The organism is Bacillus sp. LR_5 (genome assembly GCF_042709275.1).
Map to the genome: position 1 here is coordinate 1 of NZ_JAVAXX010000198.1, position 12300 is coordinate 12300.

At 44.7% G+C, this 12300-nt stretch carries 16 protein-coding genes, 1 pseudogene and 1 riboswitch; of the genes and pseudogenes, 10 read left to right on the top strand and 7 right to left on the bottom strand.

The window, feature by feature from the left end:
• Positions 1–110: 110 nt before the first annotated feature.
• Complete coding sequence (locus RAC86_RS27250; RefSeq protein ID WP_041345440.1) at positions 111–1301, top strand: DUF819 family protein; 1191 nt, start codon at positions 111–113, stop codon at positions 1299–1301.
• A gap of 69 nt (positions 1302–1370) precedes the next feature.
• On the top strand, positions 1371–1916 hold the full coding sequence (locus tag RAC86_RS27255; RefSeq protein ID WP_377886224.1) for a GNAT family N-acetyltransferase: 546 nt from the start codon (positions 1371–1373) through the stop codon (positions 1914–1916).
• Between the two features lie 32 nt (positions 1917–1948).
• Here RAC86_RS27255 and metC read toward each other — a convergent pair whose 3' ends face one another.
• Together metC and metI are read right to left on the bottom strand one after the other, a co-directional pair.
• Positions 1949–3121 carry a cystathionine beta-lyase gene (gene metC / locus RAC86_RS27260; protein ID WP_021479530.1) on the bottom strand — a complete coding sequence of 391 codons (1173 nt, stop codon included), beginning with the start codon at positions 3119–3121 and terminating at the stop codon, positions 1949–1951.
• A complete protein-coding gene (gene metI, locus RAC86_RS27265) occupies positions 3114–4235 on the bottom strand; it encodes a cystathionine gamma-synthase/O-acetylhomoserine thiolyase (protein ID WP_377886226.1) in 1122 nt (373 codons plus the stop codon). The genes metC and metI overlap by 8 nt, the downstream gene beginning before the upstream one ends.
• A 67-nt stretch (positions 4236–4302) precedes the next feature.
• Positions 4303–4423, bottom strand: a riboswitch (SAM riboswitch).
• A 167-nt stretch (positions 4424–4590) separates the two neighbouring features.
• Between metI and RAC86_RS27270 the strand changes: the two genes are divergently transcribed.
• The 3 genes from RAC86_RS27270 to RAC86_RS27280 are packed head-to-tail and all read left to right on the top strand — an operon-like array spanning position 4591 to position 6291.
• Positions 4591–5313, top strand: coding sequence for an esterase family protein (locus RAC86_RS27270; RefSeq protein WP_003245358.1), 723 nt, complete (start codon positions 4591–4593; stop codon positions 5311–5313).
• Positions 5314–5349: 36 nt separating this feature from the next.
• A complete protein-coding gene (locus RAC86_RS27275) occupies positions 5350–5865 on the top strand; it encodes a YjcG family protein (protein ID WP_003232861.1) in 516 nt (171 codons plus the stop codon).
• Positions 5866–5868: 3 nt separating this feature from the next.
• The gene (locus RAC86_RS27280; RefSeq protein ID WP_043940093.1) at positions 5869–6291 is read left to right on the top strand and encodes a GNAT family N-acetyltransferase; all 423 of its coding nucleotides are present in this window, start codon (positions 5869–5871) and stop codon (positions 6289–6291) included.
• Positions 6292–6363: 72 nt separating this feature from the next.
• Here RAC86_RS27280 and RAC86_RS27285 read toward each other — a convergent pair whose 3' ends face one another.
• Positions 6364–6618 carry a hypothetical protein gene (locus tag RAC86_RS27285; protein WP_003232866.1) on the bottom strand — a complete coding sequence of 85 codons (255 nt, stop codon included), beginning with the start codon at positions 6616–6618 and terminating at the stop codon, positions 6364–6366.
• A gap of 116 nt (positions 6619–6734) precedes the next feature.
• Between RAC86_RS27285 and RAC86_RS27290 the strand changes: the two genes are divergently transcribed.
• The gene (locus tag RAC86_RS27290) at positions 6735–9014 is read left to right on the top strand and encodes an ATP-dependent helicase (protein ID WP_014479472.1); all 2280 of its coding nucleotides are present in this window, start codon (positions 6735–6737) and stop codon (positions 9012–9014) included.
• 73 nt (positions 9015–9087) lie between these two features.
• On the opposite strand, the gene spoVIF is transcribed toward RAC86_RS27290, so the two are convergent.
• From spoVIF to yjcA, 4 genes are all read right to left on the bottom strand, one after another.
• On the bottom strand, positions 9088–9342 hold the full coding sequence (gene spoVIF, locus RAC86_RS27295; RefSeq protein WP_003232870.1) for a sporulation-specific transcription regulator SpoVIF: 255 nt from the start codon (positions 9340–9342) through the stop codon (positions 9088–9090).
• Between the two features lie 132 nt (positions 9343–9474).
• Entirely contained in the window at positions 9475–9621 is a 147-nt protein-coding gene (gene yjcZ / locus RAC86_RS27300; RefSeq protein ID WP_015252337.1) for a sporulation protein YjcZ, read from the bottom strand.
• A gap of 81 nt (positions 9622–9702) precedes the next feature.
• Positions 9703–9909 (bottom strand): hypothetical protein, encoded by a 207-nt coding sequence (locus tag RAC86_RS27305; RefSeq protein ID WP_017695696.1) that lies wholly within the window; start codon positions 9907–9909, stop codon positions 9703–9705.
• 281 nt (positions 9910–10190) lie between these two features.
• Complete coding sequence (gene yjcA, locus RAC86_RS27310) at positions 10191–10547, bottom strand: sporulation protein YjcA (protein ID WP_014476457.1); 357 nt, start codon at positions 10545–10547, stop codon at positions 10191–10193.
• A 159-nt stretch (positions 10548–10706) separates the two neighbouring features.
• On the opposite strand from yjcA, the gene RAC86_RS27315 reads away from it, so the two are divergent.
• The 4 genes and pseudogenes from RAC86_RS27315 to RAC86_RS27330 all read left to right on the top strand — a co-directional run.
• Complete coding sequence (locus RAC86_RS27315; protein ID WP_021479535.1) at positions 10707–11093, top strand: spore coat protein; 387 nt, start codon at positions 10707–10709, stop codon at positions 11091–11093.
• 39 nt (positions 11094–11132) lie between these two features.
• A complete protein-coding gene (locus RAC86_RS27320) occupies positions 11133–11456 on the top strand; it encodes a hypothetical protein (RefSeq protein ID WP_015252340.1) in 324 nt (107 codons plus the stop codon).
• A 94-nt stretch (positions 11457–11550) separates the two neighbouring features.
• The gene (gene cotX, locus RAC86_RS27325; RefSeq protein WP_015252341.1) at positions 11551–12063 is read left to right on the top strand and encodes a spore coat protein CotX; all 513 of its coding nucleotides are present in this window, start codon (positions 11551–11553) and stop codon (positions 12061–12063) included.
• A 151-nt stretch (positions 12064–12214) separates the two neighbouring features.
• Positions 12215–12300 (top strand): annotated as a pseudogene (locus tag RAC86_RS27330) (spore coat protein); the annotation flags it as partial.

The following is a 12300-nucleotide window of genomic DNA, read 5'->3' on the forward strand; positions in this document are numbered from 1 at the left end:
ACCTTCTATTCGTCAACTGCTTTTTTAGAAAAACTTTTTTTGGACTTGCTGTTCCGTTCCCCGGCTATTATAATATGTCTTAATTTTCTAACAATAGAGGTGATGGGGTTTTGCATTCTTTGATTTCTTCCGATGATGTTTGGGTATTATGGGGGTTTATTGCGGTGTGGGCGGCAGTGAGTATCGGGCTGGAGCAGCGCTTTAAGTGGGCGTCCGCTGTGTCGGGTGCTATTATCGCGCTGGCAGGTGCTATGGTGTTTACAAATGTAGGAGTGCTTCCTGTTGAGTCGCCTGTGTATGATACTGTGTGGTCTTATGTGGTGCCGCTGGCGATACCACTTTTATTGTTTCAGATCAATGTTCGGCAAATTTTTAAGGAAAGCAGGCGTTTGCTGTTTATTTTTCTGATTAGCTCCGCTGGCACTGTGCTTGGGAGCATTCTTGCTTTTTTTCTACTTAAACAGCATATTCCCTATCTCGATAAAATCGGCGGGATGATCAGCGCCTCTTATATCGGCGGCGGGGTCAACTTTGCGGCGATGGCGGCAAAATTTGAGACGCCTGGTGAATATGTGTCGGCTACCGTTGTGGCTGATAATTTTATGATGGCGCTTTTGTTTTTTATTTTAATCAGCATTCCTGCACTCAAATGGTTTCAGCGGCATTATGCCATGCCGTTTGAAGAGAAGGTAAAAGCCGATGAAAACAGCGGAAACAGTGCTGAAAGCTATTGGAAACGGAAGGATATTTCCTTAAAGGATATCGCATTTAATGCCGGTGCCGCTTTCGCACTTGTTGCGGTTAGTATGAAGGTTTCCGGTTATTTTAAAAGCATTTTTTCTCATCCCCTGCTGACCGGTACGCTTGGCGATCAGTACCTGGTGCTTACGTCTTTAACTGTTCTTATCATTTTTCTTTTCCCGCGTTTTTTTGAAAGGCTCAATGGATCTCAGGAACTTGGAACCTTTTTGATTTATTTGTTTTTTGTGGTGATCGGCATTCCTGCAGATCTCCGCTTAATCGTCACGAATGCGCCTCTTATTCTATTATTCGTGTTTATCATTGCGATCAGCAATTTAGCAGTTTCCTTAGCTGCCGGAAAATTGTTCCGCGTGCGGCTTGAAGAAATTCTGCTCGCCGTCAACGCTACTGTCGGGGGACCGACGACTGCGGCTGCGATGGCAATTGCCAAGGGATGGCGGGAGCTTGTCGCCCCGATCATGCTTGTCGGTACGCTCGGCTACTTAATCGGCAACTATGTTGGCACTTTTATGGGAAATTGGTTTTCTTCCTTCTTATAAAAAGGATATTTGCATTTCCCTGAGAATAATGTAAGAGGAATGCTGACACGAGAACGGAGAGATCACTGTATGTTAAAAGGAATAACCATTTATGTTAGACCTTTAGAAGTAACGGATGCCGAAGAAAATCTGCGGCTGCAAAGCGAAAATCGGGATTTTTTCGAACAGTTTTCTATGATACGCGCAGACGATTACTATACGGTTGAGGGGCAAAGAAAACGGATAACCGAGTATCAGGAAAGACTTGAGAAAGATGAAGAATATCATTTTGGCATCTTTACAGCGTCAGACGATAGATTAATCGGGACGGTTTCGCTCTTTCAAATCATCCGTGGCGCGCTGCAAACTGCGTTCATCGGGTATTTTTTAGACAAAGCCCATAATGGAAAGGGCATTATGACAGAGGCAGTCAGATTGGTTGTTGATTATGCGTTCCACGAATTGAAACTGCATCGGATTGAAGCCGGTGTGATGCCCCGTAATCTCGGGTCCATGCGTGTTTTAGAAAAAGCGGGATTTCATAAAGAAGGCATCGCCCGAAAAAATGTAAAAATTAATGGCGTTTGGGAGGATCATCAAGTCCTCGCGATTCTGAATCCTGATGACGAACAATAATAAAAGAAGCCGGGCCATCCCCGGCTTCTTTGTTAACGAACCGCAACTGGAGCAATTTCTTTCAGCGCTTGTTCGAAATCGTGTTCTAAATCGTCTGCATGTTCGACGCCCACACTCAGACGGAGCAGGCCATCAGTGATACCGCGTTTTTCACGCTCTTCCTTAGGCATTGCCGCGTGAGACATCGTTGCCGGATAGGACAAAATCGATTCCACGGCGCCAAGGCTGACAGCGAAGACCGGCAGTGACACATTCTCGACTAACTTCTTAACGGCCTCTTTGCTTTCAAGCTCAAAAGATAGCACGGCGCCCGCTCCCGTTGACTGGCTTTTATGGGTTTCAGCGCCGGGATGATCAGCCAGTCCCGGATAATACACGCGCTTGACCGCCGGGTGCTTCTGGAAAAATTCCGCAAGCCGCTGGGCTGTTTGACTCGCTTTCTCTAAACGGACCTGCAACGTTTTTAATCCGCGCAGGACAAGCCAGCAATCTTGCACGCCAAGGACGGCGCCGAACGCGTTTTGCAGCTTATACAGCTGCTTCCCAAGCTCTTCATCTTTGACAGCAGCCAAACCTGAGAGCACATCGCTGTGTCCGCTTAAGAATTTTGTCGCGCTGTGAAGTACAATATCCACGCCGAGGTCAAGCGGTCGCTGCAGTGCCGGTGTCATGAATGTATTGTCCAGAAAGGTCAGACAGCCGTTTTCTTTTGCAAGCTGAACAACCGCTTTAATATCCGTAATCCCAAGTGTCGGATTTGACGGTGTCTCCATATAAATGACCTTTGTGTTCGGCTTGATGCTCCGCGCCACTTCATTACGATCCGTCATGTCGACAAACGTATGCTCAATGCCAAACCGGGTCAGCACCTCTGTCACCATACGGAAGGTTCCGCCGTATACATCTTCTGTCACAAGAACGTGATCACCCTGTGACAGCAGTAAAAATGCTGTTGAGATGGCAGCCATGCCTGAACTGAAAGCAAATCCTCTTGTTCCGCCTTCCAGTGCGGCAATTGTTTCTTCGAGAGCTGTTCTTGTCGGCGTGCCAGAGCGGCTGTAATCATATGCCCCGAACTCTTCAAATGAAGATTGGTGAAAAGTCGAGGCGTGCTGAATCGGTACACTGACCGCCCCGGTTCCGCCGTCTGTTTTAAATGGATTGTGCACGAGCTGGGTTTCCAGCGTCCAATTGTGTTTACTCAAAAGAAACAGCTCCCTCTTTGACCTGACATAATGCCTGTTTTAGATCCTCTTTTAAATCTTCCGCATGTTCAATACCGACAGAAAAGCGCAGCAACCGATTGCACACCCCGTTTGCGATGCGGATCTCTTCAGGAATATCCATGTGCGTCTGGGTCGCAGGGTATGTAATAAAGCTTTCCACCCCGCCGAGGCTTTCTGCAAAACAAATGGTCTTCAGCGCTTTTAAAAACGGATTGACCCATTCTTCTTTTTGCAGACGGAAGGACAGCATGCCGCCTTTTCCGGGATACAGCACATCCGAAATTTCTTCCTGCTCTTCTAAAAACGCCGCAAGCTCCTGCGCGTTTGCCTGATGCTGGCCCATTCTGAGGCTCAGCGTCTTCATTCCTCTCATCAGAAGCCACGAATCAAATGGCGGCAGGACGGCGCCGATTGCATTTTGATGCTGAAACATTTCCTCTCCGAGCTGCTCATCCTTCACCACGACAAGTCCAGCAAGCAGATCGTTATGCCCGCCTAAATACTTGGTTGCGCTGTGAATGACAATGTCAGCTCCCAGCTCAAGCGGCCGCTGCAAGACCGGTGTATAAAATGTATTATCTACGATCAGCAGAAGACCGTGCTCCTTTGTAATCCGGGCAATATGTGCAATGTCCGCCTCCTGCATGAGGGGGTTTGTCGGCGTTTCCACAAACACCGCTTTTGTATTCGGCGTAATCTTAGAGCGTAAACAGTCCTCATCGCTGAAATCATCATAATGAAAAGTCAATCCGTATTTTTTCCATTCATTTTCAAATAAACGGTACGTGCCGCCATATAGGTCCGATGAAACGATCAGTTCATCTCCGCTTTTAAACAGCGCCATAATCGTTTGGATAGCAGCCATTCCCGAACTAAAGGCAAGCCCTCTCGCGCCGTTTTCTAAGTTAGCGATGGCGTCCTCAACAAGCTGGCGTGTCGGATTTTTTGTGCGGACATAATCAAATCCGGTAGATTCTCCGATCCCTCTGTGGCGGTATGCTGTTGATAAATAGATAGGAGCACTCACTGTTCCCGTGACTTCATCGCTACGGTTCCCAATTTGAGCTAATTTCGTTTCAACGTGCTGTGACATATAGCTGACACCTTCCCTTTTCAAAATAAAAACCCCTTCTTCATAAGAAGAAGGGGTTTAACGCTTCTTCTTATCTTCCAAGCATAAAAAACGCTTGCTGGATTTAGCACCTTGGCGCTTTGCACATGCAAAACAAGCCGGTTGCTGAGGTTTCTAAGGGCCAGTCCCTCCACCTCTCACGATAAGAAATATCGATTTCAATTTTCTGATTGTTTTATATTAGCGCAATTCACAGTTTATTTCAACACTTTTTTCTTCGTGTGCCGAACCGTTTAAAGAGAGAAATTTCTAATAATTCATGGTACAATAATTGAAAATGCAAGAAAGTATAGTGATGTCCTGGAGGAATGTTTTTATGGCACCGAAAAACGGCACAGTGCAAGAAAAGAAATTCTTTTCAAAAGAGCTTAACGAGGAAATGACCTTGCTTGTTTATCTGCCGTCCAACTACTCCCCGCTTTATAAATACCATGTCATTATCGCGCAGGACGGCCACGATTATTTCAGGCTGGGGAGAATCGGCAGACAGGTTGAGGAATTGCTGTCGAAACGCGAAATAGACCGGAGCATTATTATCGGTGTTCCTTATAAGGATGTAAAAGAGCGCAGAAACACCTATCATCCGGAGGGTTCAAAATTTTCGGCTTATAAACGGTTCATCGCCCATGAGCTCGTTCCTTTTGCAGATGATGAGTATCCAACCTATCAGATCGGTTACGGCCGAACGCTGATAGGTGATTCGCTCGGAGCAACCGTGTCACTTATGACAGCGCTTGATTATCCGAATATGTTTGGCAACATCATCATGCAGTCTCCCTATGTTGACAAACACGTACTAGAAGCCGTAAAACAGTCAGACGATATCAAACACCTCTCTATTTATCACCAAATCGGAACAAAAGAAACTGACGTCCACACGACAGACGGGAACATTCTGGACTTTACAGAACCGAACCGGGAGCTGAAACAGCTGCTGGAGAAAAAGCTTTCCGATTATGATTTCGAGCCATTTGACGGAGACCACAAATGGACATACTGGCAGCCGCTCATCACCCCGGCGCTGAAAAAAATGCTTTAACACTCTATCATACTTTATTTCCAGGAGGGACATAATATGAAATATGGAATCGTTTTATTTCCATCAAAAAAGCTCCAAGACCTTGCAAACTCTTACAGAAAGCGCTATGACCCAAGCTACTCTCTGATCCCGCCTCATTTGACGCTGAGAGCATCCTTTGAATGCGCGGAGGAGAAAGCGGATCAGCTCGTATCACATTTAAGAAACATCGCAAAAGAGTCCCACCCACTCGTTCTCAAAATGACAAAATACAGCTCATTTGCGCCTGTCAATAATGTCATTTACATCAAAGCAGAACCGACGGAAGAGTTAAAAACACTCAATGAAAAGCTATACACCGGTGTGTTGGCAGGAGAACAGGAATATAATTTCGTTCCGCATGTGACGGTCGGCCAAAACCTTTCCGACGATGAGCATTCAGATGTGCTGGGACAATTAAAAATGCAGGAAGTGTCGCATGAAGAAATCGTTGACCGTTTCCACTTGCTTTACCAGCTGGAAAACGGATCGTGGACAGTATATGAAACCTTCTTGCTAGGCAGAGGAGAATAATGTTTGAAAGCAGTTATCGCAAAAAATGAAGAACAACTGAAAGATGCATTCTATGTAAGAGAAGAAGTCTTTGTCAAAGAACAAAACGTGCCTGCTGAAGAAGAAATTGACGAACTTGAAAATGAGTCAGAGCATATCGTCGTGTATGACGGCGAAAAGCCTGTCGGTGCCGGAAGATGGCGCATGAAGGACGGCTACGGCAAGTTAGAGCGCATTTGCGTACTGAAAAGCCACCGCTCAGCCGGTGTCGGCGGCATCATTATGAAAGCGCTCGAAAAAGCCGCGGCAGACGGAGGCGCTTACGGTTTCATTTTAAACGCGCAAACACAGGCTGTGCCGTTTTACAAGAAACACGGGTATCGCGTGCTTTCTGAAAAAGAATTCCTCGATGCCGGCATTCCGCACTTACAAATGATGAAGGACTGAACGCATCCGGATCTTTTGAGATCCGGATTTTTACTGCATATAAAAAAACCGTTCTCTCGTATGAACGGTTTTTTATACATATCGATTAATATATGTGCCCATTCCTTTTTCTCGCAATCTCTTATAAAGAGAGCGCTTACGTTTCATCTCGTTTACTTTTCTTTCAGCTGCCGTTTGATTCTCCTGCTGCTTTTCCAGTTCTTTGTATACCCGCTGAAACGGGACATAGCTGATTTTTTCGGTTCCGGCATAATCCTGCTTATGTCCAATCGTTCTATTAGCATATTGAGCGTATTGCTGGTTCTGAATTTGACCTGCATATATCATACAATACCCACCCCTCTGCTGTCTCTTTTCCCTTAAACTTACTTTTTGAAACACATTTCTTTTGATATGATAGTCATTGTCTGTAATGAACACCTTTTGATTGGGAGGACCCCTTTTTGAAATGCGCCCGACTGAATGATAGAATCATACATTTACATACATATTCGAGAGAACATTATCAATTCCTCTTTGAAGAGGGAATAAAAGGACATTTATTTTGTTCTCATTGCGGAAAGCCCGTTTTGTTACGGCTTAACATCGCCGATCCGCCAGAGTTTATCCATCGCCAGCCAGGCGATTTTCCGGCATGTGAGGAGGCGTGCGAACCGAAGCCCTCTAAAGAGGAAAAAAAAGAAGACGATCAGGAATCTGGTGTCATTCGTTTACCCAAGGGAAAAGCGATCGCCGCTGACCCGTCCCCAGCTGTTACGGAATGGCACCGTCCTAGAAGCATTAAACCAGGAACACCATTTGTGCCAAAAACAATAGAACCCGATACGAGCCTTTTTCCGTCTGTCGGCTTAAACACGGATCAACTGAAAGCTGTCACGGAAACAGAGGGCCCGCTGCTCGTGCTTGCAGGTGCGGGGAGCGGAAAAACACGGGTGCTGACAGCCCGTGCCGCCCACATGATCGAACACTTAGGCATACCGCCTGAAAATATGCTGCTTGTCACCTTTACAACAAAAGCTGTCGCTGAAATGAAAGAGCGTATGGCCAACCAGTACGGATTACAGCCGGCAAAAGTCAGAAGACTTGTGACAGGAACATTCCACAGTCTGTTTTATAAGATCTTGTATCACTCTAATTCTGCTAAATGGAACGGTGAGCATCTGCTGAAAATGGAGTGGCAGCGGGAACAATATATCAAAAAAGCACTCTATGAAGAAGGCATCGATGAGAAAGAATTCCCAGTTGACCAAGCTCTGCAGCAGATCGGTTTTTGGAAAAACACTTATGTCCCAAATGAACGCATCCCTCTAAAAGATGAGTGGGAAAAACAAGTTTATCGTTTATATGAACATTATGAACGCCAGAAAAAAGAACACAGCCAATTTGATTTTGATGACATGGCTTCAGCCTGCTATGAATTGTTTATCGAGCGGCCTGACCTTCTGGAACAATATCAATCTCGGTTTACGTATATCTTAATTGATGAGTTTCAGGACATTAATCCGGTTCAATACAAAATCATGCAAATGCTCGCCAGCCCGGAGCAAAACCTGTGCTGTGTCGGAGACGATGACCAGTCCATCTACGCGTTTCGCGGAAGCAATCCGTCTTTCATTCTTGATTTTCAAAAGGATTATCCGGGAGCGAAGACGATCTATTTAACTGCGAACTACAGGTCTACGCACCCGATCGTCTCTAGTGCTGATATCGTTGTGAAAAAGAACAAAAACAGATATGCCAAAACGCTTGAAGCGGCCCGCGATGACATTCAGGTCCCTGTGCTGTTTTATCCTTATGATGAAGAGGAAGAAGCCACAATGGTCGTTTCCGATATCAAAGAAAAAATTCAAAATGGAGCCAGTCCAGAAGACTTTGCGGTTCTGTACCGCACAAACAGCGGAGGCCGTGCTATTTATGAAAGGCTTCATCAATCATCAATTCCGTATACAGCTGACCGCGGCGTCCAATCGTTTTACAGCAGACGGATCGTCCGCCAGATTCTCGCCTACTTGTATGCCAGCCAAAATGAGGATGACACCGAAGCGATTAAACATTTGCTTCCCGCCTTGTTTTTAAAACAGTCCGCTTTGAATACGCTGAAGGCGCTCTCGATTACAGAGGACTGTACCATGATCAAAGCGCTGGCCAAATTGCCTGATCTGAAGCCATTCCAGCTGGACAAAATCAAGAAAATCGTACCGTTTTTTGCAAGCCTCCGCACGATGAAGCCCGTAGAAGCCATCACCTTTGCAGAAGGAAAAATGGGCTTCTCCGAGTATTTAAAAAAGCGGGGCAATGAGGGCAACAAGCTGGAAAAAGGCTCTGATGACCTGCGTGACATCAAGGTTGTCGCCAAGAAGTTCAAAACGATTCCTGACTTTCTTGCCCACGTAGACCATATGAGGGCCGCTGAGAAAAACAGAACGGATGAACATGGCGTTCAGCTGATGACCATTCACCGGTCAAAAGGCCTTGAATTCAAAACAGTCTACGTGTTAGGCACTGTAGACGGCTCGATTCCGCACGATTTCTCATTAGAAACGGCAAGAAAAGGAGACGAGGCCGCTCTTGAGGAGGAAAGACGCCTTTTATATGTAGCCATGACCCGGGCGAAACAGCATTTATATTTGTCTTGCCCCGCTAACAGGCGCGGCAAAACAGCCAACCGCTCAAGATTTTTGTATCCCCTTCTACAAAAAGCAAGACAGCCCTTGCATCATTAACAGCCCGGCAGATTACTGCCGGGTTTTTACTGTAAAAAAAGGCCCGCTGCAGTGAGTCAGCCAGGCCATCCACTTATTTATTATCCATCATTTTAGAAATCGTGCCAAAATCAAGCTTTTCTTTTCCGCTTGTAATAGATTCCACAATTTTATCTTCTAATTCTTTTGGCACGCGTCTGTTTGCCATCTGCGCTACGCGGTTAATCACACTGCGCACTGTATTTTCATCTTTAAAATTAGCGTTTTGGAGTGATCCGGCAAGATTCATTACATCCTGCATCTTCACACCTGTTTTCTTTTCGATGTTCTTAAAAAATTGATTATCCATAATGCGCCTCCTTTTGGCGGAGTAATACAGTATTGTATGAATGCACATAATACAATGTGCTTTTCCAACATTTTTAAAAATAAACACAAGGCAAGGAAGCACGGGTTATAACCCGTACTTCCTCAATACATCTTAAAAGAAAGATGCACCTACGATGATGAGGAGAATGAATAATACGACCAACAAAACAAATGTTGAACCATAGCCGCCGCCGTAACCGCCAGCATAACCGCCATAACAGCCGCCGTAGCCGCCGCCGAATCCGTATCCAAAGCCCATAGATAAGCACCTCCTTTACTCTCTATACACTATGTGAGCTGCTTGGATCGGCTTGGATATTCGCATAGGGCGTTTGCGGATTTATGATTGATCATATTGAGCTTGATGTTTCTTAAGTAAGGCCTCCGTTTTTTCAGCCAGCTCTTCAATCTCATCTTCAAATTCCAGACCGGCTTTATCAAATGCATCCAAGTCTTTTCTGATACGGCCCATCGTGTCTTCATACTCTTTTTGCTTTTGTTCGTGTGGTTCATATCTTCCTTCTATCCATTTTTCAAACTCATTCACTTTTATCCCCCCGCTTATGATATATGCTGAGCGAGGCCGCCCCGTTAAAAAAACAAAAAACCGGAGTTCTCCGGTTTCTTTGCCAGGCTATTGAGGCTTTTTCTTTTTATTTCCGCACCCGCAGCCTTTCTTTTTTATCTTTTTTGATTGATACGATGAATCTGTATATGGAGATTTTTGGGAAGGTTTATGATGTTGGTTCATTTTTGTCCCCTTCCTTTCCTTATGTCATATATGCTACTTTATGCTGATGCTAGTGAAAAGTTGCTGGTGGTAACGCCTCATTCTTGCAGCCATTTTGATACGAGCGTTTCTATGATGCCGGCAAGGCCGGCGATCGCCAAAAGTAAAATCAGCCACTGCGCCGCTTGCGGGATCAACGCCTGGCATAAAATCAAAAAGCCGGCGCACCACACGCCTGTGCACCAATAGCAGCTCAGCAATTCACCAATAAACGCCCTGACACCGGTTCCCTTAATCACGATATAGGTTTCAATGTTCCCGTCCGCATCCTTTTCTTCCTTCTCTTCATGAAACAGACTGCGAAGCGGCGCCATAATCGTGTCAAACACCAGCAGGCGGGCGAGCCGAAAGACCGCAAGCGATAGAAGAACAATTGTCAGCCCATTTATAACCACTCGTTCACTCCTTTGCCAATCATGATCCCTTCACATATATGCCAAAACCCTATTCTTCATGAATTGTATCTTGTCCGGCAGAAAATTGGTTATTTTTATTATTCCGCTCTGCACCCCATTTGCATTATATAGAGTATGGATAAGAAAGGAGTGAAGGTTATGTCATTTGAAACAAAAATTGAATCCCTGCATCCTGACATATTTGAGCAATTATCAAGCGAATTCGAGCAGCAGATCGAAGTGATTGATTGCGAAAATATCACAATAGATACGTCACATATAACATCTGCCCTTTCTATACAAGCCTTGGTTACAACATTGATTATCCTGCTGACACAGCTCGTTATTGCCGACGAGGACTTGGCCGACACAGTAGCAAGCGAAATACTCATTCTCGATAACTCTCAAATCAAAAAAAGAACCATCATTAAAATTATCAACAGCCGAAACATCAAGATTACTTTGTCTGCAGACGAAATAATAACCTTTGTACAAATCTTGCTTCAGGTGTTAAACAGTATGCTACTTGAATTCGACATCCTTTAATCCTTTCTTTTCACAAACTAAAAGTTGAGGTGAGAACAAATGTCAGATAACGATAAAATCAAAGAAGAGCTTGAAAAGCTCCCAGAAGTTGATCCAATGATGAAAATGCTGGTCCAAAACATATTTGTAAAACACGGCATCACAAAAGACAAAATGAAAAAAGTATCAGATGAAGAAAAAGAAATGCTTTTGAATATGGTAAAAGACCTGCAAGCGAAATCAGCGGAGCTAGCTGAAAAACACAAGAAGAAAAAAGAAGAAGAAGCCGTACAAGAGCAAAAGAGCGATAAACCGCTTAGCCGCAGAGAGCAGCTCATTGAACAGCTCAGACAAAGACGGCAAAACAATAACAATTCAAATTAATCATAAAAAATAGGGCACATCATCAAGATAAATGCCTCAGTCAAAGTAAGAGGCTCGCTCATTTAATAACAGTAAAAGAAAAGGAGGAATAGATATGGAAAGCAGACCATACTCTTGGGTTGCACTTGATCCTGACTGTGACCATCCGTTAGAGCACAAAGAGAAAGAAAAAGAAGAAAGAAAATGCAATTGCGATATTTGCTGCAATAACAATGGGTTTGGCAATGACAACAACGCCTTTATCGACCAAGATCTAGCTCAGGCAAATCTCAACAAACAAGTCTCAGATGAGACAATTATTATTAGAGACTCTTGTGACATCAACGTTTCATCTACAGACGTTCAAGCCGTAACATCTATTGTAACAGCGCTTAATGCAGCTGTCTTGACAGTAGCTCTCACCTCCATTGCAGATGGCGTTATTGCTGAATTAGTCGCACAAGATTTATTGCAGCTTACAGCTAACAAGCAAGTAAACCGCCAGAAACTTCTTATCGAATGCTCCCGCGGCGTAAACGTCACAACAGTAGATGCCGATATCGCAACCCTTGTCTCTACAGCTACAAACGTTCTGATCGCTGTCCTAGTCATCACTCTTGTCCTCTAGAACCTAAAAGCAGAGCTAAAAACGCTCTGCTTTTTCTTATTTTCCAAGCATATGATGAATATATAGACGTTCACCCACACCAAGTGGGGCACGGGTACATATGTTGTTAAGGACTAAAGTCAAATACCCTATAAAGAAGGAGCTGAAATCAATGAGCTGCGGAAAAACCCATGGCCGGCATGAGAACTGTGTATGCGATGCAGTGGAAAAGATTTTAGCAGAGCAGGAGGCAGTTGA

Coding starts and splice junctions, on each gene's coding strand:
- RAC86_RS27270 (WP_003245358.1), top strand. CDS start 4,591: ATGGCACCGAAAAACGGCACAGTGCAAGAAAAGAAATTCTTTTCAAAA.
- spoVIF (WP_003232870.1), bottom strand. CDS start 9,342: ATGGATAATCAATTTTTTAAGAACATCGAAAAGAAAACAGGTGTGAAG.
- RAC86_RS27275 (WP_003232861.1), top strand. CDS start 5,350: ATGAAATATGGAATCGTTTTATTTCCATCAAAAAAGCTCCAAGACCTT.
- yjcZ (WP_015252337.1), bottom strand. CDS start 9,621: ATGGGCTTTGGATACGGATTCGGCGGCGGCTACGGCGGCTGTTATGGC.
- RAC86_RS27320 (WP_015252340.1), top strand. CDS start 11,133: ATGTCAGATAACGATAAAATCAAAGAAGAGCTTGAAAAGCTCCCAGAA.
- RAC86_RS27285 (WP_003232866.1), bottom strand. CDS start 6,618: ATGATATATGCAGGTCAAATTCAGAACCAGCAATACGCTCAATATGCT.
- RAC86_RS27315 (WP_021479535.1), top strand. CDS start 10,707: ATGTCATTTGAAACAAAAATTGAATCCCTGCATCCTGACATATTTGAG.
- metI (WP_377886226.1), bottom strand. CDS start 4,235: ATGTCACAGCACGTTGAAACGAAATTAGCTCAAATTGGGAACCGTAGC.
- RAC86_RS27255 (WP_377886224.1), top strand. CDS start 1,371: ATGTTAAAAGGAATAACCATTTATGTTAGACCTTTAGAAGTAACGGAT.
- cotX (WP_015252341.1), top strand. CDS start 11,551: ATGGAAAGCAGACCATACTCTTGGGTTGCACTTGATCCTGACTGTGAC.